The sequence below is a fragment of the Arthrobacter sp. Y81 genome (assembly GCF_002929335.1).
Taxonomy (GTDB): domain Bacteria; phylum Actinomycetota; class Actinomycetes; order Actinomycetales; family Micrococcaceae; genus Arthrobacter.
Map to the genome: position 1 here is coordinate 298,623 of NZ_PJIL01000003.1, position 23,069 is coordinate 321,691.

The window sequence follows — 23,069 nt, forward strand, 5'->3', positions numbered from 1 at the left end:
ATGCAGTGCCGGGCAACTTACAATCGGGGGCGCGGCCCGGGTGCAGTCTGTGCGTCCCTTCCAGCCTCCGGCGTTACAATCAGGGCCAGGAGCCCTCGAGAAAAAGGACGCAACATCCCATGCCCAGCATCTCCAATTCCACGCAGGACAACAGGCTGGACGGTGGCCTCCGCGAGCGTGCAGCGGCCCAGGAAAGCCTGCCTCCCATGACCAGAGACAAGCGCTTCGGATGGCTCCTGGTGATCACCGGCATCGTCGGCTGGCTCGCCTCGGGCGCCCTCGTCCTGGAAAAGCTCGAGGTCCTCAAGGATCCGAACCATGTAACGGCCTGCGACATCAATCCCTGGGTCTCGTGCGGCGCTGTCATGCAGACCTGGCAGAGTTCCGTCTTCGGTTTTCCCAACATGTTCATTGGCATCGTGGCGTTCGCCGTCATAATCACCACGGGCATGGCTGTTCTTTCCGGCGCAAGATTTGCCCGCTGGTACTGGCTTGGCCTCCAGGCCGGGGTAACGCTCGGCTTTGCCTTCGTGGTGTGGCTGTGGTCGCAGGCGCTGTATTCCATCCACATCCTCTGCCCGTTCTGCATGGTGGTCTGGGCCGCGATGATCCCGCTCTTTGTGTGGGTCACGGTCCGGAACATCATGCACGGGGTGATCAAGGTTCCGGCCGGACCCGCCAAGATCGTGGGCGACGCCGGCTGGATCGTCACGGCCCTGCTATACGTGGCCGTCATCGCCACCATCTTCTTCGCCTTCATCCAGGTGTTCATCGGAACCTCCGGCTACTAAAGCCAAAGAAAAAAGCGCGAACTGGCAGCAAATGCCCTCAAAATCACATTTTGGGGTCATCTGCTGCCAGTTCGCGCTGGTGGCTGTTAGTCCTGGAACCAGATCTTGATCTCGCGTTCGGCGGACTCCACCGAATCCGAACCGTGGACGAGGTTCTGCTGGACCTTCAGGCCCCAGTCGCGGCCGAAGTCGCCGCGGATGGTGCCGGGCGCCGCCGTCGTCGGGTCCGTGGTGCCTGCGAGGGAACGGAAGCCCTCGATGACGCGGTGGCCTTCGAAGATCGCCGCGACAACGGGTCCGCTGAGCATGAACTCAACCAGCGGCTCGTAGAACGGCTTGCCCACGTGCTCCTCGTAGTGCTGCTCCAGCAGTTCGCGGCTGGCGTCGACCTTCTTGAGCTCGGCCAGGCTGTAGCCCTTGGCTTCAATCCGGCCGAGGATGGCTCCGGTCAGGTTGCGGGTCACGCCGTCGGGCTTGATCAGGACGAGGGTGCGCTCAATGCTCACAGCTGCTCCAATGTGGTTGGTGGGGTTTGAAAATAGTCTAGTTGGTTTCGCCGTCGGGGTGGGCGGCGTCCCACTCGGCCTGCTCACGTTCGCGCTGCGCGGCCTCGCGGTCGATCCGGATGCCGGTCCGGATGCCGTACCACCAGGCCACGGCAAACAGGATGCCCACGACGAACATCATTGGCTCAAGGAATCCGGTGAAGATCAGGACCAGCTGCAGGATCCAGCCCAGGGCCACACCCCACGGCTTGGACAGCACGGCACAGGTGAGCACGAGCACCAGGCTCAGCACGATGCCCACCGAGAGAATCACTGCCGGCGGGAACTCGTCGCGCCGGAGGCCGAAGACCGCCAGGGTGGCGAAGAACGCAACGAACCCCTCGAGCACCAGGACCGTCGAGGCGAACATGACTTTGGTGGAGCGCCGCTTCTTGGGCATGCCCGGCCGCCACTCCCGCTGCGCCTTTGTGAGTCGAGCCATTGTCAGGCGTCCGCCTTTCCGAGCAGGATCCGGGCTTCCGCCACGAGCGTGATGGAACCCGTCACCAGGACGCCGCCGGCGAGGTCCTCGTTGGCTTCGGCGTGCTCCACGGCCCATTCAAGGGCGTCGTCGAGCTTTTCGGCCACATGGATGTTATCTTCGCCGAAGCCCAGGTCCAGCGCCAGTTCCGCCAGGTCCTCGGCCGGTACTGCCCGGGGCGAGTTGGACTGGGTGAAGCAGTATTCCGCGGCGAGGTCGCCCAGGGACTCCTTGAGCTGGCGGAGGATCTCCTCGGCGTCCTTCTCCTTCAGGACGCCCACAACCAGCACCAGTTTGGTGAAGCTGAAGGCTTCGTGGATGGTTTCGGCCGAAACCCGGATGCCCTCGGGGTTGTGGGCGGCATCCACGATGATGGTCGGCGCAGTGCGGAGGACTTCCAGGCGGCCCGGAGAGGTGACCGAAGCAAACGCCTCCTGGAGGATTTCGGCGTCAAGGGCCTTTTCGCCGCCGAAGAACGCCTCAAGCGCGGCAATGGCGACGGCGGCGTTCTCCGCCTGGTGCGCTCCGTGCAGCGGAACGAGCAGTTCCTCGTACCGTCCGGCCAGGCCCTGGATGGTGACCATCTGGCCGCCGACGGCAACGGTCCGTGACTCGACGCCGAACTCCACGCCTTCGAAGCGGTACGGGGCCTGGACTTCCAGGGCCTTTTCCAGCAGCACCTGGGCGGCACCGACGGGCTGCGCGGCGCTGACCAGGAAGCCTCCCGGTTTGATGATGCCCGCCTTTTCGCGTGCAATGTCTTCGGTGGTGTCACCGAGCAGGTCCGTGTGGTCCAGCGAGATGGGAGTCACCACTGCCACCTGGCCGTCACCGACGTTCGTGGCATCGGTAATGCCGCCCAGGCCCACCTCCATGACAGCCACGTTGACCGGCTGGTCGGCAAAAACGGCGAAGGCCAGGATGGTGAGGCACTCGAAGTACGTCAGCCGGGGCTGGCCCTCGGCCTCGAGCTCGCCGTCCACAATCTGCAGGTACGGCCGGATCTCGTCCCAGATCCGGACGAAGGTCTCATCCGATACCGGTGCACCGTCGATGCTGATCCGCTCGGTCACCTTGGACAGGTGCGGGCTCGTGTACCGCCCGGTACTCAGTCCGTGGGCCCGGAGCCCGGCCTCGATCATGCGGGCCGTGGACGTCTTGCCGTTGGTGCCGGTGACGTGGATGATCGGGAACGCCTTGTTGGGCTCCCCCAGCACATCCATGGCCCGGAACAGCGGCGCGAGGCGCGGTTCCATCTTGTTTTCGGGCGCGCGGCCCAGCAGTTCGGCGTAGACGCTCTCTACGGAAAATTCGTCTGTCATTGCTTAGGCCTCTACTTTTTCAACGCGGATCTGCGGTTCTGCGGAGTCTGCCGCAACGGTTCCCAGGTCCACAGTCAGGGTTTCGGTCCTGATGAGTCCGGCATTGGCCTCCAGCGCATCGATGACGTTCTGCGCGGCGGTCACGGTGGTGCGGATGCGGTCGCTCACGTTGAGTCCGGCATCCTTGCGGGCCTGCTGGATGGCACGGACCATGTCCCGGGCCAGGCCTTCGGCTTCGAGTTCCGGCGTGACCTCGGTGTTGAGGACCACGAAGCCGCCGCCAGGCAGCACCGCGGCTGCCCTTGTGGCAGGACCAGCACCGGCGCCCTCGGCGGCCTCCGCCACGACCGTTTCCAGCGTGTATTCCTGCGGCTCGAGGACGAGTCCGCCCGCGGTGACCACTCCGGCGTCGTCCACTGACCAGTCACCGGACTTGGAGCCCTTGATGGCCTGCTGGACGTTCTTGCCCAGGCGCGGCCCGGCGGCCCGTGCATTGACGACGAGCTTCTGCTCGATGCCGAACTCCTCCGGGGAGGCGCTGTCGGCGTCCAGCAGTCGGACGGAACGCAGGTTCAGTTCATCGGCGACGACGGCGGCGAAGCCTCCCAGCGCATCCGCGCCGGGTGCTACGACGGTGAGCTCCTGCAGCGGCAGGCGGACCCGGAGGTTCGCAGCCTTGCGGAGTGAGGATCCGGTGGAACAGATCTGCTGGACCCGGTCCATCGCCTCGACGAGTCCCGGGTTGGCCGGGAAGAGCCCGGCGTCCGGCCAGTCGGCCAGGTGCACGGAGCGCCCGCCGGTGAGGCCGCGCCAGATTTCTTCGGAAACCAGCGGCAGCAGGGACGCCGCCACCCGGGAGACGGTCTCCAGCGCGGTGTAGAGCGCGTCGAAGGCGTCGACGCTCTCGTCGAAGAAGCGCTGGCGGCTGCGGCGCACGTACCAGTTGGTGAGCATGTCCAGGTAGCTGCGCAGTTCGTCGCAGGCGCCGGAGATGTCGTAGCCGTCCAGCTGGGCGGTCATGTTGCGGACCAGGTCCCCGGTGTTGGCCATGAGGTACTGGTCCAGCGTGTCCGCGTAACCGTCGTAGCGCAGCTTCGCGTCGTAGCCGTTCGCTTGTCCTGCAGCAGCGTTCGCGGCGTTCGTGTACAGCGTGAAGAAGCTGTACACGTTCCACAGCGGCAGGATGACCTGGCGGACGCCGTCGCGGATTCCCTGCTCGGTGACCACGAGGTTGCCGCCGCGCAGGATGGGGCTGGACATCAGGAACCAGCGCATGGCGTCGGAGCCGTCGCGGTCCAGGACCTCGGAGACGTCCGGGTAGTTGCGCAGGCTCTTGGACATCTTCTGCCCGTCCGAACCGAGCACGATGCCGTGGCTGATGACGTTGCGGAAGGCCGGCCGGTCGAACAGCGCCGTGGACAGGATGTGCAGCATGTAGAACCAGCCGCGGGTCTGCCCGATGTACTCGACGATAAAGTCTGCCGGGTTGTGGGTGTCGAACCACTCCTCGTTCTGGAACGGGTAGTGGACCTGGCCGTAGGGCATGGAGCCGGAGTCGAACCACACGTCCAGGACATCCTCGACGCGGCGCATCACGGACTGGCCCTCTTCGGGGGTGCGCGGGTCGTCGGGGTTCGGGCGGGTCAGTTCGTCGATGAACGGCCGGTGCAGGTCAACCTGCCCGGCTTGGTTCAGCGGGAGGCGGCCGAAGTCGGCCTCGATCTCGGCGAGCGAACCGTAGACGTCGGTGCGCGGGAATTCGGGGTCGCTGGACTGCCACACCGGGATGGGGCTGCCCCAGTAGCGGTTGCGGCTGATGGACCAGTCGCGGGCGTTGGCCAGCCACTTGCCGAACTGGCCGTCCTTGACGTTGCCGGGGATCCAGTTGATCTCCTGGTTCAGCTCGGACATGCGGTCCTTGAACTTGGTGACCTCCACGTACCAGGAGGACACCGCACGGTAGATCAGCGGGTTGCGGCAGCGCCAGCAGTGCGGGTAGCTGTGCTCGTAGCTGGCCTGCCGGACCAGACGGCCCTGGGCGCGCAGCACCTGCGTGATGGGCTTGTTGGCCTCGAACACCTGCAGTCCGACGATGTCGTGCAGGTCGCCGTGCGAGAACAGCGGCAGGAACTTCGCGCCCTCGTCCACGGACAGGACCACGGGGATGCCGGCCTCTTCACAGACCTTCTGGTCGTCTTCACCGTAGGCGGGCGCCTGGTGGACGATGCCCGTGCCGTCGGTGGTGGTGACGTAGTCGGCCACGAGGAAGCGCCAGGCGTTCTCCGTGCCGAACTTCTCGGTGTCGCTGAAGTCGGTCCAGAGCGGCTGGTACTGCAGGCCGGCGAGCTCGGCGCCGGTGTACGTGGCGGTGACCGCGCCCTCGGCGGCCTCAACGCCTGCGGTGCCGTCGCCGTAGCCCAGGTCCTTGGCATAGGCGCCCAGCAGGTCGGCGGCGAGCAGGAAGCTCCCCGAGACGGGGGCCTCGGGGGACGCCGCCTTGATGCCGTTGGGACCGGCAGGCAGCACGGCATAGGTGATGGCGGGCCCGACGGCGAGCGCCAGGTTGGTGGGCAGCGTCCAGGGCGTGGTGGTCCAGGCGAGCGCCTGCACGCCGGCGAGCTGCCTGGACAGTTCCGACTCCCCTGCCGTGATGGGGAACGTGACGGTGACGGTCTGGTCCTGGCGGTTCTTGTAGACGTCGTCGTCCATGCGCAGTTCGTGGTTGGACAGCGGCGTTTCGTCCTTCCAGCAGTACGGCAGGACCCGGTAGCCGTTGTAGGTCAGGCCCTTTTCATGCAGCTGCTTGAAGGCCCAGAGCACGGACTCCATGTATTCGACGTTGAGCGTCTTGTAGTCGTTGTCAAAGTCCACCCAGCGGGCCTGGCGGGTGACGTAGCTCTTCCACTCGTCCGCGTACTTCATCACGGACGCGCGGCAGGCGTCGTTGAACTTGTCGATGCCCATGGCTTCGATCTGGGTTTTGTCCGTCATGCCCAGCTGCTTCATGGCTTCCAGCTCGGCGGGAAGGCCGTGGGTGTCCCAGCCGAAGCGGCGCTCGACGCGGCGGCCGCGCTGCGTCTGGTAGCGGCCCACCAGGTCCTTGGCGTAACCGGTCAGCAGGTGGCCGTAGTGCGGCAGGCCGTTGGCGAAGGGAGGGCCGTCGTAGAAGACAAACTCGTTGCTGCCGCGTTCGCCGCCAGGGAGGTCAGACTCGCGCTGGTCGATGCTTGCCTGGAAGGTGCCGTCCTGGTCCCAGTACTTGAGGATCCGTTCTTCGATCTCCGGAAACTTCACGGAGGCAGACACGCCAGAGGTGTTGGAAGCGGAGGTGTTGGAACCGGAGCCTGCCGGTGCGGCTGAGGCCTTGGGGTAATAGGTCATCTCGACATCCTGGGTTGAGCTAGTGAACAAGTGGATCATTCAGGATGCGAGGACGGCCCGTACGCTGTCTTCCAACAGCACCGGCACCGCGGTACCACCTCACTTACCGTCGCCGGACCCCCGTAATGGAGAGCACCGGCGTCGGCCGCTCATTGCTGCTGTGACGGGCTTACCCGTCCGGTTCTACTGCTTCGGGTCCTGCGCCGCAGGGCCCGAAGGTTCTTCCGGAAGCTCACCGGTGATGGCCGGGTCAAAGCTGATACTCGATTCTACCCAGAGTTACCCCAAGTTTCGGTATCGGGCAGGGGAATCCCGGGCATGCCCCGGTATTCGGAATGCATAGACTCGGGCACATGACCATCTCCGCCTCCGCCCCCGCCGCAACCAGCCGGCCACAGCGCCGCCGCTCCGTCGCATGGCCGGTGCTCGCCGCGCTGGCTTCTGTGCCGGTGGCGGTCCTGTCCGTCTTCCGTGCCATTCCGGCGGAATGGCCTACTCCCGTCGTCCAGCTGTTGTCCTTCACACCGTGGCTGGTGATCCCCGCCGGCGCCGGGTTGCTCCTGGCCGTTGTTGGCCGACGTCGGTGGCTGGCCTGGGTGACTGCCGTCCTGATGGCGATCCAGCTCTTTTGGCTGTTCCCGCTGGACCACGGCCGGAGCATTCCCGAGGCCGGTGCGCCGACGGTGCAGGTGACCGCCATGAACATCAATTCGGAATACGGTCAGGCGGACGCGGCGGAAATTGTGCGGCTGGTCCGGGAGAACGGCGTTACGCTGCTGACGGTCCAGGAACATTCGCAGGCCCTTGAGGACAGGCTGGCGGCCGCGGGGCTGTCCGGTTTGCTGCCGAACAGGATCAGCGACCCAACGGACGACGCCGCCGGCAGCGCCACCTACTCGGCGGACCGCATCGAAGCGGTTGGCATCGTGCCGGATACGCCGTTTCAGATGCCGATCGTCCGGGTCACCGTTGAGGGAACGGAAGCGCCGGCAGTCCTCGAAGTCGCGAACGTCCATGCGCTTCCGCCGGTTGACGTCCGCATTGGCCAGTGGCGCAGCGACCTCGCAGCCGTGGCCCGCCTGGCCGCGCGGCCCGGCAACCGGCTGCTCATCGGCGACTTCAACGCCACGTACGACCACGCCGAGTTCCGCGCACTCGTCGACGGCGGCCCCGATGGCCGGAAAATGGTGGATGTTGGGACGGCCGCCGGAATGCGCCTCATCCCCACCTGGCCGATGGAGGGACCCCGGCTGCCCGGTATTGCCATTGACCATCTCGTCACCAGCCCCGGCATCACCGGTTCCGGGTACGCGGTCCATCGCGTGCGCGGAACGGACCATGCAGCGGTCGTGGCGACGCTGAGCGTCCCGGCAGTCGGTTAGAACCCTGCTCAGGCCTGCTTGCGGATGAGCTTGTAGTTTGAGGCCTGCGCCACGGGCCGGATCACGATCTGGTCCAGGTTGACGTGGTGCGGCGCCGAGACAGCGTAGCGGACCACATCGGCGACGTCTGCGGCCGTGAGCGGCTTCTCGACGCCCTGGTAGACCTTGCCGGCAGCCTCCTGGTCGCCCAGCCTGTTGAGCGCGAACTCCTCGGTGTGCACCAGGCCCGGGGCAACCTCGATGACCCGGAGGTTGTGTTCCACCTCTTCGAGCCGCAGCGCATCGTTCATGGCGTGCTGGGCGAACTTGGCCGCGTTGTAACCGCCGCCGCCCTCATAGGCGGCCAGTCCCGCCGTCGACGTCAGGTTCAGGACTGTTCCCTCGCCGCCGGCCCGCAGCATGGGAAGGAAGGCACGCGTCAGTTTCATGGTGCCCAGGACGTTCACCCCGAACATCCACTCCCAGTCTTCCGTCCTGGCATCCGCGATCCTGTCCGCTCCGCGCGCACCGCCGGCGATGTTGATGAGGGTGTCAATGCCGCCTGCCTGCGTCACTTCGGCCAGGAGCCGCTCCACGTCAGAGTCTTCGGTGATGTCTGCAGGGACGGCCGTGGCTCCCGTTTCCGCTGCCAGTGCGGCGAGCCGGTCCGCGCGGCGGGCGACCGCAAAGACCGTCCACCCTTCAGCCGCCAACGCACGGACCGTGGCTTCGCCGATTCCTGTGCTTGCTCCCGTGACTACTGCTGCCTTCGTGTGCTTTTCCTCAGTCATGGCACCACCCTAACGCTGGAGGAACTCCAGCAGCACACGGGCGTGATTGACCTCCGGATCCCTGGCGCCGTACAGCAGAGTGATGCGGCCGTGCTTCTCCGCCAGATCCTGCAGGGCGGCCACGGCCGGGTTGTTTTCGAGTTCGGCCTCATACTGGACGCGGAAGTCCGCGAAACGTTCCTTCATGTGGGCGAACTCGGTCCGCAGCGGTGCTGACGGGGCAATGTCCTTGAGCCAAAGATCCAGCCGGGCCCGCTCCTTGCTGACCCCGCGCGGCCAGAGCCGGTCCACCAGGACACGGAAACCGTCGTCGTCGGCCGGTTCATCGTAGATGCGTTTGGTCGCCAACTGGCGGGCTTCGTTGTCCATACCGGGATGCTAGTGCAGGGAGGCGCGCAGGCGATGGAAGAGATCATGAAAGAATTGCTCCATGGCTGAAGACAAACAGGGTACAGACACGCCCACCACTGCCCCTATCAATGTTCCGGACAAGCCCGCCCTTGAGGGGTTGGAAGCTGCCCTGACGCAGCGCTGGCTTGACGAAGGGACCTACAAGTTCAATCGGGAGACCACCAGGGAGCAGGTCTACTCGATCGACACTCCCCCGCCCACGGCGTCGGGGTCCCTGCACGTGGGGCACATGTTCTCCTACACCCACACCGACGTCCTGGCGCGCTACCAGCGCATGACCGGCAAAAACGTCTTCTACCCGATGGGCTGGGACGACAACGGGCTGCCCACCGAGCGCCGCGTCCAGAACTATTACGGTGTTCGCTGCGATCCGGCAATTTCGTACGATGCCGCCTACCGCCCGCCGGCAGAGCCGGCCAAGAACCAGCGCGACTTCGACGTCGTCTCGCGCCGGAACTTCATCGAGCTGTGCGAGGAGCTCGCCGTCGAGGACGAGAAGGTCTTCGAGAACCTCTTCCAGACCCTGGGCCTCTCCGTTGACTGGGACCTGACCTACCGCACCATCGACGACAAGTCCCGCGCCATCTCCCAGCGCGCCTTCCTGGCCAACCTGGCCGCCGGCGACGCGTACATGGCCGAGGCACCCACCCTGTGGGATGTCACGTTCCGCACAGCCGTGGCCCAGGCCGAACTCGAGGACCGCGAAGTCGCCGGCGCGTACTACCGCTACCCGTTCTTCACCGAGGACGGCGACAAGATCTACGTCGAGACGACCCGCCCGGAGCTGCTGGCCGCCTGTGCCGCCCTCGTGGCGAACCCCGACGACGAGCGGTACCAGCCGTTGTTCGGCAAGAAGGTCACCTCTCCCGTGTTCGGCGTTGAGGTGGAGGTCAAGGCGCACCATCTCGCCAAAGCGGACAAGGGCTCCGGCATCGCCATGGTCTGCACCTTCGGCGACCTCACCGACGTCACCTGGTGGCGCGAACTGCAACTGCCCACCCGCGCCATCGTGGGCCGCGACGGCCGGATCATCGGTGACACCCCGGACTGGATCACCACCGGGGAAGGCCGCTCCGCCTTCGAGTCAATCGCCGGCAAGACGGTCTTCAGCGCCAAGGAAGCCGTTGTCGAGCAGCTGTCCGCCGCCGGGCTCCTCGACGGCGAGCCCAAAAAGATCATGCACCCGGTCAACTTCTTCGAGAAGGGCGACAAGCCCCTCGAGGTGGTGACGTCGCGCCAGTGGTACATCCGCAACGGCGGCCGCGACGAGGACCGCCGCGAACGCCTGATCGGCCGGGGCAAAGAAATCGAATTCCACCCGGCCTTTATGCGCTCACGCTACGAGAACTGGATCTCCGGACTTAACGGCGACTGGCTCGTGTCCCGCCAGCGCTTCTTCGGCGTGCCGGTGCCGGTCTGGTACCCCCTGGATGCCGACGGCAACCCCGAATACGATGGGCCGATCGTCCCGTCCGACGCGCAGCTCCCCGTGGACCCGGCCGCCGACGCCGCGCCCGGCTACGAAGAAGCCCAGCGCGATGTGCCGGGCGGTTTCACCGGCGACGCTGACGTCCTGGACACCTGGGCCACGTCCTCGCTGACGCCGCAAATCGTGGGCGGATGGAGCACGGACGAGGCACTCTGTGCCAAGGTCTACCCCTTCGACGTGCGCCCGCAGGGGCACGACATCATCCGGACGTGGCTCTTCTCCTCCGCCGTCCGAGCCGACGCGCTGCAGGACACCGCACCGTGGAAGCACGCGGCCATCTCGGGCTGGATCCTGGATCCGGACCGCAAGAAGATGTCCAAGTCCAAGGGCAACGTGATCGTCCCGACCGATGTCCTCAACGAGTACGGCTCGGACGCGGTCCGCTACTGGGCGGCATCGGCCAAACTGGGCGCGGACACCGCCTACGAGATCGCCCAGATGAAGATCGGCCGCCGCCTCGCCATCAAGCTCCTCAACGCCTCGAAGTTCGTCCTGAACCTCGGTGCCACGGAACACTCGGTGGTTTCCACGGATCTGTCCGTGCTGACCAACCCCTTGGACCGCGCGGTACTGGCGCAGCTCTCGGACGTCGTGGCGCAGGCCACCAAGGCGTTCGAAAACTACGATTACGCCCGTGCCCTGCAGATCAGCGAAAGCTTCTTCTGGCAGTTCACCGACGACTATGTGGAGCTCATCAAGGACCGCGCCTACGGTGCCGCCGGCGAGGCCGAGCAGGCGTCCGTGCTGGCGGCCCTGGCCACCTCCCTGGACACCTTGCTGAGGCTGTTCGCGCCGTTCCTGCCCTTCGCCACCGAAGAGGTCTGGAGCTGGTGGCGCACCGGGTCCGTGCACCGCGCCGAGTGGCCGGCGCCCCTGGATGTGTCCGACGGCGACACCACCATGCTCGCGACTGTCGGGGTCGCGCTGAGCGGCATCCGCAAGGCCAAGTCCGAGGCGAAGGTCAAGCAGCGCACTGAGGTCCTGTCCGCCACGATCACCGCCACGGAGTCACTCACCACGCAGCTGAAGGCCGGTCTTGCAGACCTGAAGGCAGCCTCCAATGCTCGCGAACTGACCCTCGTGGCAGGCGAAGGCGAACTCACCGTCAGCGATGTTGTGCTGGCCCCGCCGGAGGAAGCGCCAAGCGCCTAGCCCCTGGCCTGCCTGGCAAAACCTGTCCGGCCAAACATGAAGCCCCATCAGCGTCCTGCTGGTGGGGCTTCTGTTTTGGCTGCGCCCCGACTTTGGAGCTCCGTCTGTTTTTGGGCAAAGGGGAAGCCCCATCAGCGTATTGCCGTTGGTGGGGCTTCGACTTTTCGATTGTCTCGTGACGTCTATGACAACCTGGCGGAATCCTCGGAAGTTCAGGTCTTCCTACCTCGTCACTGGTAGCCAGCTTCTGACTTTGCCGAAGGCTGCGTCAGATGCGTGTCACTGAATCTTTGGTTTCCGTGTCCCTCTTCTTTCGAAGTGGGTAAGAACTATTGTTGTCCCACCTACGGCGAACCGCAATAGTCCAGGAAGAACTACATGGCAGTAATTCACCCGGGCCCCAGGGGCCGTCCAGAGGATGCCGTCAGTTGAATTCAGGCCGCTCGGTGCGGCTGCGCTTGATCTCGAAGAAGTGCGGGTACGCGGCCAGGGTCACCGCGGCGTCCCACAAGCGGCCGGCTTCCTCGCCCCGGGGAATGCGGGTCAGCACCGGACCAAAGAACGCCGTGCCGTTGAAGGCCACCACCGGGGTTCCCACGTCCTGCCCCACTAGGGAGATGCCCTCTTCGTGGCTGGCGCGAAGCTGCTCGTCGAAGGCGTCCGAGGACGCCTCGGCCGCGAGCCCGGCCGGAAGCCCGCACTCCGCCAGGGCTTTGCTGATCACGACGCCGAAGTCCTTTTCGCCGGCGTCGTGGATCAGGCTGCCCATGGCGTCATACAGGGGCTTGATGACGTGGTCACCGTGCTGCTCGCGGGCGGCGATGATGACGCGGACGGGCCCCCAGGCCTTGTCCATCGCTTCGCGGTAGCCCGGGTCCAGCTCGCGTCCCTCATTCAGGACGGCAAGGCTCATCACGTGCCATTCGGTGTCGATGTCGCGAACTTCCTCCACTTCGCCCACCCAGCGGGACGTGATCCAGGCGAAGGGGCACAGGGGGTCGAACCAGAAGTCGGCTTTGCTCGCGGTGGTTTCAGGCACGGAAATCTCCTCGTAAAGTCATCAGGGCATGGCGCGCATCAGGCGCACGTCTACCAAGAGCGAAGAACTAAGCGGATTTATTCCGACGCTTCGCCACTACATCGTGGGCGATCATGGTGGGCTGGGCCTTCTTCGCCACCACGTCGGCGGTGATGACAACACTGGCGATGTCGTCGCGGCTCGGGAGGTCGAACATCACCGGAAGAAGCACTTCCTCCATGATGGCCCGGAGTCCGCGGGCACCGGTGCCGCGCTCCAGTGCCTGGTCTGCGATCATGTCCAGCGCTGCCTCGTCGAACAGCAGCTCAACGCCATCGAGCTGGAACATCTTCTGGTATTGCTTCACCAGGGCGTTCTTCGGTGTGGACAGAATCTGGATCAACGCAGGCCGGTCCAGGTTCGAGACCGTGGTGATGACGGGAAGCCTGCCGATGAATTCCGGGATAAGCCCGAACTTCAGCAGGTCCTCCGGCATGACCTCGCCGTACGAGTCGGAGTTGTTCTTGACCTCGTTGAGCGGGGCGCCGAAGCCGATACCCTTGCGGCCGGACCGGGAGCCAATAATGTCCTCGAGCCCGGCGAAGGCTCCTGCAACGATGAACAGCACGTTGGTGGTGTCGATCTGGATGAACTCCTGGTGCGGATGCTTCCGGCCGCCCTGCGGGGGAACCGAGGCCACCGTGCCTTCCAGGATCTTCAGCAATGCCTGCTGGACGCCTTCACCGGAGACATCCCGGGTGATGGACGGGTTCTCGCTCTTCCGGGAAATCTTGTCGATCTCGTCAATGTAGATGATGCCCTGTTCGGCCTTCTTGACGTCGTAGTCAGCGGCCTGGATGAGCTTCAGGAGAATGTTTTCGACGTCCTCGCCAACGTACCCGGCCTCGGTCAGTGCCGTGGCGTCCGCGACGGCGAACGGGACGTTGAGGCGCCTTGCCAGGGTCTGGGCGAGATAGGTCTTCCCGCAACCGGTGGGGCCGATCAGGAGGATGTTCGACTTGGCGATCTCGACGTCGTCGTGATGGACGCCCTCGGCGAGGCTGCCGCTCTTGGGGGCGTGGCCGGCCTGGATCCGCTTGTAGTGGTTGTACACCGCGACGGCGAGGGAGCGCTTGGCCGGCTCCTGGCCGATGACGTATTCCTGCAGGAAGTCGAAGATCTCCCGCGGCTTGGGAAGCTCGAAGCTGCCGAGGTCCGCTACTTCCGCGAGCTCCTCTTCAATGATCTCGTTGCAGAGCTCAATGCATTCGTCGCAGATGTAGACGCCGGGCCCGGCAATGAGCTTTCGCACCTGCTTTTGGCTCTTTCCGCAGAAAGAGCACTTCAGCAGATCCGTGCTCTCGCCAATCCGAGCCATATGTGAACCCCTTAGTATCCTGCTGCTACCGCAGCACTGCACCGGTTGCTGGAATCACGGTGGGTCCGGAAGGTCCGGCCGTGACATGTTCCACTCTAGGTCACATTCGGCCTGAGGGGTGGAACCTTACGCGTTGAAAACGAAAGCCGGTGCGGTCCATTTTCCATGAACCGCACCGGCTCCGCGTGTTGTGCTGCTACCTGCTGATCGCCTGCGGCTTGATCTTGCGGGAATCAAGGACCTGGTCGATGAGACCGTAGGACTGCGCCTCAGCGGCGGTCAGGATCTTGTCACGCTCGATGTCGTTGTTGACCTGCTCGGAGGTCCGGCCCGAGTGCTTGGCGAGCGTGTCTTCGAGCCAGGCGCGCATGCGCATGACTTCCGCAGCCTGGATCTCGAGGTCCGAGGCTTGGCCGCCCTGGCCGCCGGACAGGGCGGGCTGGTGGATCAGCACGCGTGCGTTGGGCAGTGCCAGCCGCTTGCCCGGCGTACCGGCTGCGAGCAGGACGGCCGCGGCGCTTGCCGCCTGGCCCAGGCACACAGTCTGGATCTCCGGACGGATGTACTGCATGGTGTCGTAGATCGCCGTCATGGCGGTGAAGGAACCGCCCGGGGAGTTGATGTAGAGCGTGATGTCGCGGTCCGGGTCCGTGGACTCAAGCACCAGCAGCTGCGCCATGACATCGTCAGCGGAGGCGTCGTCCACCTGGACACCGAGGAAGATGATCCGGTCCTCGAAGAGCTTGGTGTACGGGTCCTGGCGCTTGAAGCCGTAGGGGGTGCGCTCCTCGAACTGCGGCAGCACATAACGGCTGGTGGGCAGGTTCCCGGCAGACGATCCGAAATCGTAGTTCATGTTCATTTCTCCTGGAATCATTTCTGTCTTTGTGCCGGTTAGTTTTCCGAGCCGCTGGCGTTTTGTGTTCCGCCGCCGCCGGCCACAGATCCCGCGTGCGCGGCGATCTTGTCGAAGAAGCCGTATTCGAGGGCTTCGGGAGCCGTAAACCACTTGTCGCGGTCGTTGTCCTTGAGGATGGTATCGACCGTCTGCCCGGTCTGGTCGGCGGTGAGTTCCGCCATGACCTTCTTCATGTGCAGGATGAGCTCGGCCTGGATCTTGATGTCCGAGGCCGTGCCGCCGATGCCGCCGGAAGGCTGGTGCATCAGGATGCGGGCGTTCGGGGTGGCGTAGCGCTTGCCCTTGGTGCCCGAGGACAGCAGGAACTGGCCCATGGACGCCGCGAGCCCGGTGGCCACCGTTACGACGTCGTTCGGGATGAACTGCATGGTGTCGTAGATGGCCATGCCGGCGGTAACGGAGCCGCCCGGAGAGTTGATGTAAAGGTAGATGTCCTTATCGGGGTTCTCCGCTGACAGCAGCAGCAACTGCGAGCAGATCGCGTTGGCATTCTCATCGCGGACCTCGGAACCGAGCCAGATGATGCGCTCTTTCAGCAGGCGGTTGTAGATGTAGTTGTCCTGGGCTGCCGGATCGACAGTTGCCATCCGGGGGGCCCCTGCTTGCTGTGACATATGTACTTACCTCTCGCTGGCGACGGTGACGTCACGGAACGACATCACTGAAAATCACTACTTGGACACTAACCGGTTTCGCGGCCGTTTTGTTCTCGCGGATCGCGCTGTTCGCTGACGGCGCACGATTGCCGCAGCCCCGCCGCCGTTCCGGAGTTAAGCCGCCGTTCCGGGGTTAAACGGGGAAGCCCCCGGATCAGGGATCCGGGGGCTTCCGTGCAAAGCGTGTTAGAACTTCACTGCTGCGGGGTCGTCGCTGGGGGCGGCTTCCTCGGCGGCGGCTTCGCTATCAACGGCGGGAGCCTCTTCAGCCTCAGCGGCAGGAGCTTCTTCGCCGCCGGGGCGGACGAAGTCGCTCAGGTCAACCTTGTTGCCCTCGGTGTCGGTAACCTCGGCCTGGCCCAGCACAACGGCCAGGGCCTTGCGGCGACGGACCTCGGAAACCATCATGGGAACCTGGCCGGACTGATCGATGATCTGGGCGAACTGGTTCGGGTCCATGCCGTACTGGCTGGCCGTGGTCACGATGTAGTCGATCAGCTCGTTCTGGCTGACGCCGACCTCTTCCTTGTCCGCAATGGCGTCAAGGATGATCTCGTTCTGGAAGGCACGCTCGGTGTTGGCCTTGACCTCGGCGCGGTGCTCCTCGGTGTCGTGCTCGCCTTCACCGTGGGAGTTCTCAGCCTTGAAGTGCTGCTCCAGCTGCTCTTCGACGACCGAGGCAGGAACGGGAACCTCAACGAGCTCAACGAGCTTGTCGAGGACCTTGTCGCGTGCCTCGACACCCTGCTCGACAACCTTGGATTCGGAAGCCTGCTTGGCGAGGTCCGCACGGAGTTCGGACAGCGTGTCGAACTCGGATGCCAGCTGGGCGAAGTCGTCGTCGGCCTCGGGAAGCTCGCGCTCCTTGACGGACTTGACCACTACCTTGACCTGGGCAGCTTCGCCGGCGTGGTCGCCGCCGACGAGGGTGGTCTCGAAGATGGCGTCCTCGTCGGCGCTGAGGCCGGCGACGGCCTCGTCGAGGCCTTCGAGCATGGTGCCGGCGCCAACCTGGTAGGACAGGCCGGAGGCGGAGTCAACTTCGGCGCCGTCGATCGAGGCGGTGATGTCGATAGTCAGGAAGTCGCTGTCGGCGGCCGGACGCTCCACGGACTTCAGCGTGCCGAAGCGGCCGCGGAGTTCGTCGAGTGCCTTGTCAACGTCTGCTTCGGAGGACTCGGCAGCGGCAACCTCAACCTTGATGCCGGCGTAGTCCGGCAGCTCGATCTCGGGACGGATGTCGACTTCAGCGTGGAACTTGAGTTCGCCGTCGGTCGCGGTGGGGTCCGGAACCTCGGTGATTTCAACCTCGGGACGGCTCAGCGGGCGGATTCCAGTTTCCTGGACAGCCTCCTGGTACCAGCCGTTGAGGCCTTCGTTGATGGCCGTCTCCAGCACGTAGCCGCGGCCAACGCGCTGGTCGATCAGCTTTGCGGGGACCTTGCCCTTGCGGAAGCCAGGTACCTGGATCTGCGAAGCAACAGTCTTGTATGCCTCTTCGATGCTGGGCTTCAATTCCTCAAAAGGGACCTCAACATTGAGCTTGACCCGCGTGGGGGTGAGGTTCTCGACAGCGCTCTTCACAGTCTAAGTACTCCTGGTTTTTGTGGGATGGGTTTCTGCAAACGCAATGATCTGACAAGCTGCAGAGTCGGGGTGACAGGATTTGAACCTGCGACTTCCTGCTCCCAAAGCAGGCGCTCTAGCCAAGCTGAGCTACACCCCGTAAGTGCACAGAACAGTCTACGGTGATAACGGCCGGATATGCACATTTGACACTGGGGCCCTGAATTAGGTTTAGTTATATCCGGCTCGAGCAGCCGACCGGAAGTAATGCATCAGCAGCTGTGATCACCAGCAGCGGCCAGAAGCATTCCCACGGGGACGTAGCTTAATGGTAAAGCCTCAGTCTTCCAAACTGATTACGCGGGTTCGATTCCCGTCGTCCCCTCCAGGACAGTGCCCCTTCAGGACTGTCCCGCATGGACACAAAGCAGGACAACAGGAAAGCCCCTCTCCGGAGGGGCTTTCCTGTTTTCCCGGCATCTTTGCCCTGGTTTCCGGGCCTTACGTCCCCTGCTGGCAAACGGGGCACCAATAGAGCCTGCGCGCAGCAAGGTCCGTCAGCGCCACAGCGGTTCCGCAGTTGCGGCACTCGAGGCCGTGCCGCCGGTATACGAAATGCGACTCGTCCGGCGCCGGCAGTCCGGCGGCGGGATCCGTCCAGTAGGTCGGCGGCGTGGTGATGATCCTGCCGTCGCGGACGCCGTCGGACATCATTGCGACTGTGTCCTCCCACAGTCCTCCTGCCGCCCCCGCGTCCAGCGAGCGGCCAGGCAGCCAGGGATCAAGGCCCTGGCGGAAGAGGAGTTCGGCCCGGTAGACGTTCCCGACGCCGGCGATCACCTTCTGGTCCATCAGGAGCGCAGCGAGGGGCGTCCTGCGTGACCGTACGCCCGCAACGAAGCCTTCCTTGTCCCCGGCAAGGTTCCGCAGCGGGTCCGGACCCAGCCGGGCCAGGACGGCGTCGGCTTCTGCCTCGGTGATGGCGTGGCACGTAGTGGCGCCCCTGAGGTCCGCCCAGCCGTGCGCGCCGGCCAGCCGGACACGGACGGCACCGACCGGCGCGGGAGGGCCCTCGTACCCGGAACTGCCGCCGGCGGATTCAAAAGCAGCGCCGGCTGCCACGCCGTCGTCGAACACTTCCCGCTCCCCCACCTTCCGGGGCGCGCCGATGCTGGAAGCGCCGCGGAACGTGGCATCACCGCCGAAGTCCCAGGCACCGTAGAGGCCCAGGTGCACGTGCAGGACGAGCCCGTGGTCGAAATGCAGGAACAGGTGCTTGCCGTGGGCCACGGAGGCAACCAGGGTGCGGTCGTTCAGCAGCGCCGCGCCGTCAGTGAACCGCCCCTGCGGACTGGAGACGGCGAGGCGCTGCCCGGAAAATACGTCCGAAAACTGGCGGGCCAGCCGGTGGACCGAATGCCCCTCCGGCACTAGGCGATAACCTCGCCGGTGTTCTCGTAGGCAGCGATCTTGCCGATGCGGCGGACATGGCGTTCATCGTTGCTGAACGGTTCCTGCAGGAATGCCTCGATGATTTCCGTTGCCTCGTCCACACTGTGCTGGCGGCCGCCGACAGCAACGACGTTGGCGTCATTGTGCTCGCGGGCAAGTGTTGCCGTGGACAGGTTCCAGGCGAGCGCCGCGCGGACGCCCTTGACCTTGTTGGCGGCGATCTGCTCGCCGTTCCCGGAGCCGCCGAGTACGATGCCCAGGGCGTGCACTCCGGCAGCCTGGTCGGCCACGACGGCGAGAGCTGCGTTGATGCAGAAGGACGGGTAGTCGTCCAGGGCGTCGTAAGCCTTGGGCCCGTGGTCCACCACGTCGTAGCCCTTCGCTGTGAGGTGGGCTACCAGGTGGGCGCTGAGTTCCATCCCGGCGTGGTCGGTGGCGATGTGGACGCGCGGAAAGTCGGAAGAGGTGGTCACGGCAGTGTCCGTTCAGTCGTTAGCACCGGTAGGCTTCCGGGCTGCTTCGGGGGTCGGGTCCAAGCGTACTAGGACGCAGGCGGTGGGTGCCCGCCATGAACACTCTGCGGACGTCAGGGCTGGGGCGGGCGCTTCTCCTCGCGGGCCCGGGCAGCCACCCGGGACAGGACGGCGGCCACCCTTTCGGCCGAGTCGGTGCTGCCGCCACTGACGGCCACCTTCTTGCCGTCCGCACGGTTGACGACGACGGCGGGGCCGCTGCTGACCAGCATGGCTGTGGTTCCGCCGTGGTGCCGGTAGCCCCATCCGCCGTAGTCCGCGGCACGGACGTCCGCGGGTGCAGCCGAGGCAATGGCCGCGGCCGGAACCTCCATCACGCGGACGAATCCTGCGACGAAGACCCGCAGCCCGCTCCGGTCGACGATAACCCGGGCGAAGAGGAAGGCCGCTGCCAGCACCGCCAGCACCACCAGCAGGGCGCCAAGCCAGGGGACGGCGATGGAGACCAGGGCCGCAGGGAAGAGCGACGCGACGCCCAGCATCACGAACACCGAACTGCGGGCATGAACCCACAGCCGTACAGAATCCGTCGCCAGTTCCGGGTCGAGTTCGCGTTCCAGTGCCTCCTGCAGGGCCCGGTCATCGTCCACCGACCACTGTTCGTCGGCTTTGAACACAAACCCGATGATGACGCCGAGCGCCAACGCGGCCCCGCTCCCGAGGGCGAGCACCGACATGTCGACCTGTGCCTCGCGGACGTCGGCGATGCCCGCCTGGCCCACCAGCACAGCAGCCAGTGCCGTGGTGACAAAGAGGCTGATGCCCAGGCCGGCGCCCATCATGATGCGCCGCATCACAGCCGGCCGGCTCAAAGGCACGGCCTGCCCCAGGGCCAGCCAGCCCACGGCCGCGATGATCAGGCCGCCGAACGTCACAAAGGAAGAAAACGGCGCAAAACCTGCCGGCCCCGCGTCGGACCAGCGCACAGCCATGGGGTCCGGCACGTCCGGCCCGAGCAAGAGCGCGCACACGACGAATGCGGCGGCCAGCAACACAGGGAACCCCACCGCGAACCGCAGTGCCTTGGCGTCCACCGAATCCCTGATGTTTCCCATACCCCAACGCTACTCCGAGCCGGCGCCGTGTGATTCACCTAACTTGCCAACGGGCAATGAAGTGAAAGAATAATTTCACAGTGCCGGCAATGACTGTTGCCGGCCGGCAACCGCAACCCTTTCTGGAGGCCCCACCTTGCCAGGTATGAACCTGACGCGCGCCGAAGCCCGTGAGCGCGCCGACCTCATCTCCGTTGAGTCCTACGACGTCAGCCTGGACCTGACCCGGGGCGACAAAGTCTTCGGATCCACCACCGCCGTGAAGTTCAGCGCGCGCCCCGGCTCCTCCACCTTTATCGATGCGGTAACCCACAAGGTCCACGGCGTTATGCTCAACGGCATCGAGCTGGATCCCGCCGAGGTGTCCGACGGCATCCGCATCCAGCTTCCGGACCTCGCCGCGGAGAACAACCTGCTGGTGGTGGCCGAGGCGCCGTACATGAACACCGGCGAAGGGCTGCACCGGTTCGTGGATCCGGTGGACAACGAGGTCTACCTGTACACGCAGTTCGAGGTCCCCGACTCACGCCGGATGTTCGCCGTGTTCGAGCAGCCCGACCTCAAGGCGAGCTTTACGTTCACCGTCACTGCGCCGTCGCACTGGGACGTGGTGTCCAACTCCCCCACGCCTGTGCCCATCGAGACCATTCCCGGTGAGCGCGGCGGTGCCCGTTCCGTCTGGGAGTTTGCCCCCACTCCCCCGCTGTCCTCGTACGTGACAGCGCTGGTCGCCGGGCCGTACCAGTCTGTGCGCAGCGAGGTGAAGTGCGCCGACGGACGGGTTGTTCCGCTGGGAGTGTTCGCGCGGAAGTCGCTCATGCAGTACCTGGATGCGGACAACATCTTCGAACTCACCCGGCAGGGGTTCGAGTTCTTCGAGGCACAGTTCGGGTGCCCGTACCCGTTCGAGAAGTACGACCAGCTCTTTGTCCCGGAGTTCAATGCCGGGGCGATGGAGAACGCGGGCGCCGTCACCATCCTGGAAGGCTATGTGTTCCGCGGCAAGGTCACGGGCGCGCAGATCGAACGCCGCGCCATCACCGTGCTGCACGAACTCGCGCACATGTGGTTCGGCGATCTCGTGACGATGCGCTGGTGGAATGACCTGTGGCTCAACGAATCGTTCGCCGAGTACATGTCCCACCTGGCTGCGGTGGAGAACACCGAGTTTGACCACGCCTGGACCACGTTCGCTTCGGTGGAGAAGTCGTGGGCGTACCGCCAGGACCAGCTGCCCACCACGCACCCCATCTTCGCGGAGATCAACGACCTGCAGGACGTCGAGGTGAACTTCGACGGCATCACGTACGCCAAGGGCGCTTCGGTGCTGCGCCAGCTGGTTGCGTGGGTCGGGCCGGAGCAGTTCATGTCCGGGGTCCGCGAGTACTTCAGCAAGCACGCGTGGAAGAACACCGAGCTCAGCGACCTCATGGTCGAACTGGAAAAGGCCAGCGGCCGCGACCTTGACCAGTGGGGGCGGCTGTGGCTGGAAACTGCCGGGGTCAATACGCTGACACCGGACGTCGCGGTGGATTCCACCGGCGCGATCACCTCCTTCGCCATCGTGCAGTCAGCGGTCGCCGAGCAGCCGACCATCCGGCCGCACCGCCTCGCCGTCGGCTTCTACAACGTCACCGGCGGGCAGCTGGTCCGGGTGCACCGCGAAGAATTGGACGTCGACGGCGAACGCACCGAGGTGCCCGCCCTGGCCGGCCTGCAGCAGCCGGACCTGGTCCTGCTCAACGATGACGACCTCGCCTACGCCAAGGTCCGCCTCGATGCGACGTCCCTGGCCACTGCCACGGCCCACCTGAAGGACTTCCGGGAGAGCCTGCCGCGCACGCTCGTCTGGGGCTCGGCCTGGGACGCCGCCCGTGACGGGGAATCACCGGCCCGCGGCTACGTCGAACTGATCCTGGCCAACATCGCCTCCGAATCCGACTCCTCCGTGATCCTGGTCCAGCTCCGCCAGCTGGCCACCACCCTCACCTATTACGTTGCCGAGGAGCACCGGGAAAAGACGTCCGTGGCCGCAGCGGACACGCTCTGGGACCTGACAGGGGCGGTACCGGCGGGCTCGGATGCGCAGCTCCAGTTCGTGAAGTCGTACGCCCTGCTGGCCCGCAGTGACAGCCAGCTGGATACGGTATCGGCGCTGCTGGAGGGCTCCGCCGCGCTGGACGGACTCACTGTCGACCAGGACCTGCGGTGGGAGCTGCTCGCCTCGCTGGTGGCCGGCGGACGGCACGGCCAGGACCGGATCGACGCCGAACTCGAGCGGGACAACACGGCCAACGGCCAGAATGCTGCCGCCCTGGCCACGGCGGCCATTCCCACGGCCGAGGCAAAGGCTGCAGCCTGGGAGTCCATCGTGGTCAAGGGCGAATTCTCCAACGCCCTGCAGGCCTCCGCGGTGGCGGGTTTCACGCGCGTGCTGGATACGGCGCTGCTGGCGCCGTACACGGAGAAGTACTTCGACGCCGTTCCTGGCATCGTTGCCAACCGCACCCACGCGCTCGCCCAGCAGATCGTCGTCGGGCTTTACCCGTCACAGCAGACCACCCAGGCCACTGTGGACCGGACGGACGAGTTCCTGGCCACCCTGCCCGAAGACAGCGCCGCCCTGCGGCGCATGATGCTGGAAAACCGCGACGGCGTGGCCCGCGCGCTGCGGGCCCGCCAGGCCGACGTCGGCTAGCCACCGGCGTTAGCCGAAACGAACCGGAACCCCGGAGCTGCCCGCTGCAGCTCCGGGGTTCCGGCGTTTG

General features: G+C 65.3%; 18 protein-coding genes and 2 tRNA genes. 5 read left to right on the plus strand and 15 right to left on the minus strand.

Going from position 1 to position 23,069, the window contains the following annotated elements; translation table 11 throughout:
- Positions 1-119 precede the first annotated feature (119 nt).
- Entirely contained in the window at positions 120-791 is a 672-nt protein-coding gene (locus CXQ91_RS06605) for a vitamin K epoxide reductase family protein (RefSeq protein WP_104173110.1), read from the plus strand.
- Between the two features lie 86 nt (positions 792-877).
- Here the strand turns inward: CXQ91_RS06605 and ndk are convergent, their stop codons facing one another.
- The 4 genes from ndk to ileS are packed head-to-tail and all read right to left on the minus strand — an operon-like array spanning position 878 to position 6,520.
- Positions 878-1,297: a nucleoside-diphosphate kinase gene (gene ndk / locus CXQ91_RS06610; RefSeq protein WP_104173111.1), complete on the minus strand. Its 420-nt coding sequence runs from the start codon at positions 1,295-1,297 to the stop codon at positions 878-880.
- Positions 1,298-1,334: 37 nt separating this feature from the next.
- Positions 1,335-1,778 carry a DUF4233 domain-containing protein gene (locus CXQ91_RS06615; RefSeq protein ID WP_104173112.1) on the minus strand — a complete coding sequence of 148 codons (444 nt, stop codon included), beginning with the start codon at positions 1,776-1,778 and terminating at the stop codon, positions 1,335-1,337.
- Between the two features lie 2 nt (positions 1,779-1,780).
- Positions 1,781-3,139 (minus strand): folylpolyglutamate synthase/dihydrofolate synthase family protein, encoded by a 1,359-nt coding sequence (locus CXQ91_RS06620; protein WP_104173113.1) that lies wholly within the window; start codon positions 3,137-3,139, stop codon positions 1,781-1,783.
- Positions 3,140-3,142: 3 nt separating this feature from the next.
- Positions 3,143-6,520: an isoleucine--tRNA ligase gene (gene ileS, locus CXQ91_RS06625; RefSeq protein ID WP_104173114.1), complete on the minus strand. Its 3,378-nt coding sequence runs from the start codon at positions 6,518-6,520 to the stop codon at positions 3,143-3,145.
- Positions 6,521-6,873: 353 nt separating this feature from the next.
- On the opposite strand from ileS, the gene CXQ91_RS06630 reads away from it, so the two are divergent.
- Positions 6,874-7,902 (plus strand): endonuclease/exonuclease/phosphatase family protein, encoded by a 1,029-nt coding sequence (locus CXQ91_RS06630; protein ID WP_104173115.1) that lies wholly within the window; start codon positions 6,874-6,876, stop codon positions 7,900-7,902.
- Between the two features lie 8 nt (positions 7,903-7,910).
- Here the strand turns inward: CXQ91_RS06630 and CXQ91_RS06635 are convergent, their stop codons facing one another.
- On the minus strand, positions 7,911-8,672 hold the full coding sequence (locus CXQ91_RS06635) for an SDR family oxidoreductase (RefSeq protein ID WP_104173116.1): 762 nt from the start codon (positions 8,670-8,672) through the stop codon (positions 7,911-7,913).
- A 9-nt stretch (positions 8,673-8,681) separates the two neighbouring features.
- The gene (locus tag CXQ91_RS06640) at positions 8,682-9,041 is read right to left on the minus strand and encodes a DUF488 domain-containing protein (protein WP_104173117.1); all 360 of its coding nucleotides are present in this window, start codon (positions 9,039-9,041) and stop codon (positions 8,682-8,684) included.
- A gap of 61 nt (positions 9,042-9,102) precedes the next feature.
- Between CXQ91_RS06640 and valS the strand changes: the two genes are divergently transcribed.
- Positions 9,103-11,724, plus strand: coding sequence for a valine--tRNA ligase (gene valS, locus CXQ91_RS06645; RefSeq protein WP_104173118.1), 2,622 nt, complete (start codon positions 9,103-9,105; stop codon positions 11,722-11,724).
- A gap of 424 nt (positions 11,725-12,148) precedes the next feature.
- On the opposite strand, the gene CXQ91_RS06650 is transcribed toward valS, so the two are convergent.
- From CXQ91_RS06650 to CXQ91_RS06675, 6 genes are all read right to left on the minus strand, one after another.
- Positions 12,149-12,763 carry a disulfide bond formation protein DsbA gene (locus CXQ91_RS06650; RefSeq protein WP_104173119.1) on the minus strand — a complete coding sequence of 205 codons (615 nt, stop codon included), beginning with the start codon at positions 12,761-12,763 and terminating at the stop codon, positions 12,149-12,151.
- Positions 12,764-12,830: 67 nt separating this feature from the next.
- Positions 12,831-14,120 (minus strand): ATP-dependent Clp protease ATP-binding subunit ClpX, encoded by a 1,290-nt coding sequence (gene clpX / locus CXQ91_RS06655; RefSeq protein ID WP_104173120.1) that lies wholly within the window; start codon positions 14,118-14,120, stop codon positions 12,831-12,833.
- A 196-nt stretch (positions 14,121-14,316) separates the two neighbouring features.
- Positions 14,317-14,976 carry an ATP-dependent Clp protease proteolytic subunit gene (locus CXQ91_RS06660; RefSeq protein ID WP_104173202.1) on the minus strand — a complete coding sequence of 220 codons (660 nt, stop codon included), beginning with the start codon at positions 14,974-14,976 and terminating at the stop codon, positions 14,317-14,319.
- A 38-nt stretch (positions 14,977-15,014) separates the two neighbouring features.
- Complete coding sequence (locus CXQ91_RS06665) at positions 15,015-15,626, minus strand: ATP-dependent Clp protease proteolytic subunit (protein WP_104173121.1); 612 nt, start codon at positions 15,624-15,626, stop codon at positions 15,015-15,017.
- A 255-nt stretch (positions 15,627-15,881) separates the two neighbouring features.
- Positions 15,882-17,279, minus strand: a complete 1,398-nt coding sequence (gene tig / locus CXQ91_RS06670; RefSeq protein WP_104173122.1) for a trigger factor — start codon at positions 17,277-17,279, stop codon at positions 15,882-15,884.
- 67 nt (positions 17,280-17,346) lie between these two features.
- Positions 17,347-17,421, minus strand: a tRNA-Pro gene (locus tag CXQ91_RS06675).
- A gap of 154 nt (positions 17,422-17,575) precedes the next feature.
- Here CXQ91_RS06675 and CXQ91_RS06680 point away from each other — a divergent pair.
- A tRNA-Gly gene (locus CXQ91_RS06680) sits at positions 17,576-17,649 on the plus strand.
- A gap of 113 nt (positions 17,650-17,762) precedes the next feature.
- Here the strand turns inward: CXQ91_RS06680 and CXQ91_RS06685 are convergent.
- From CXQ91_RS06685 to CXQ91_RS06695, 3 genes are all read right to left on the minus strand, one after another.
- Entirely contained in the window at positions 17,763-18,692 is a 930-nt protein-coding gene (locus CXQ91_RS06685) for an Fpg/Nei family DNA glycosylase (protein WP_104173123.1), read from the minus strand.
- Complete coding sequence (locus CXQ91_RS06690; protein WP_104173124.1) at positions 18,692-19,186, minus strand: ribose-5-phosphate isomerase; 495 nt, start codon at positions 19,184-19,186, stop codon at positions 18,692-18,694. The genes CXQ91_RS06685 and CXQ91_RS06690 overlap by 1 nt, the downstream gene beginning before the upstream one ends.
- A 113-nt stretch (positions 19,187-19,299) precedes the next feature.
- Entirely contained in the window at positions 19,300-20,301 is a 1,002-nt protein-coding gene (locus CXQ91_RS06695; protein WP_104173125.1) for a hypothetical protein, read from the minus strand.
- Positions 20,302-20,446: 145 nt separating this feature from the next.
- Between CXQ91_RS06695 and pepN the strand changes: the two genes are divergently transcribed.
- Positions 20,447-22,999: an aminopeptidase N gene (gene pepN / locus CXQ91_RS06700; RefSeq protein ID WP_104173126.1), complete on the plus strand. Its 2,553-nt coding sequence runs from the start codon at positions 20,447-20,449 to the stop codon at positions 22,997-22,999.
- Positions 23,000-23,069 lie beyond the last annotated feature (70 nt).

Coding starts and splice junctions, on each gene's coding strand:
- CXQ91_RS06620 (WP_104173113.1), bottom strand. CDS start 3,139: ATGACAGACGAATTTTCCGTAGAGAGCGTCTACGCCGAACTGCTGGGC.
- CXQ91_RS06665 (WP_104173121.1), bottom strand. CDS start 15,626: ATGGCAACTGTCGATCCGGCAGCCCAGGACAACTACATCTACAACCGC.
- CXQ91_RS06630 (WP_104173115.1), top strand. CDS start 6,874: ATGACCATCTCCGCCTCCGCCCCCGCCGCAACCAGCCGGCCACAGCGC.
- CXQ91_RS06605 (WP_104173110.1), top strand. CDS start 120: ATGCCCAGCATCTCCAATTCCACGCAGGACAACAGGCTGGACGGTGGC.
- CXQ91_RS06660 (WP_104173202.1), bottom strand. CDS start 14,976: ATGAACTACGATTTCGGATCGTCTGCCGGGAACCTGCCCACCAGCCGT.
- CXQ91_RS06615 (WP_104173112.1), bottom strand. CDS start 1,778: ATGGCTCGACTCACAAAGGCGCAGCGGGAGTGGCGGCCGGGCATGCCC.
- ileS (WP_104173114.1), bottom strand. CDS start 6,520: ATGACCTATTACCCCAAGGCCTCAGCCGCACCGGCAGGCTCCGGTTCC.
- pepN (WP_104173126.1), top strand. CDS start 20,447: ATGAACCTGACGCGCGCCGAAGCCCGTGAGCGCGCCGACCTCATCTCC.
- clpX (WP_104173120.1), bottom strand. CDS start 14,120: ATGGCTCGGATTGGCGAGAGCACGGATCTGCTGAAGTGCTCTTTCTGC.
- valS (WP_104173118.1), top strand. CDS start 9,103: ATGGCTGAAGACAAACAGGGTACAGACACGCCCACCACTGCCCCTATC.
- CXQ91_RS06635 (WP_104173116.1), bottom strand. CDS start 8,672: ATGACTGAGGAAAAGCACACGAAGGCAGCAGTAGTCACGGGAGCAAGC.
- CXQ91_RS06640 (WP_104173117.1), bottom strand. CDS start 9,041: ATGGACAACGAAGCCCGCCAGTTGGCGACCAAACGCATCTACGATGAA.
- CXQ91_RS06695 (WP_104173125.1), bottom strand. CDS start 20,301: ATGGGAAACATCAGGGATTCGGTGGACGCCAAGGCACTGCGGTTCGCG.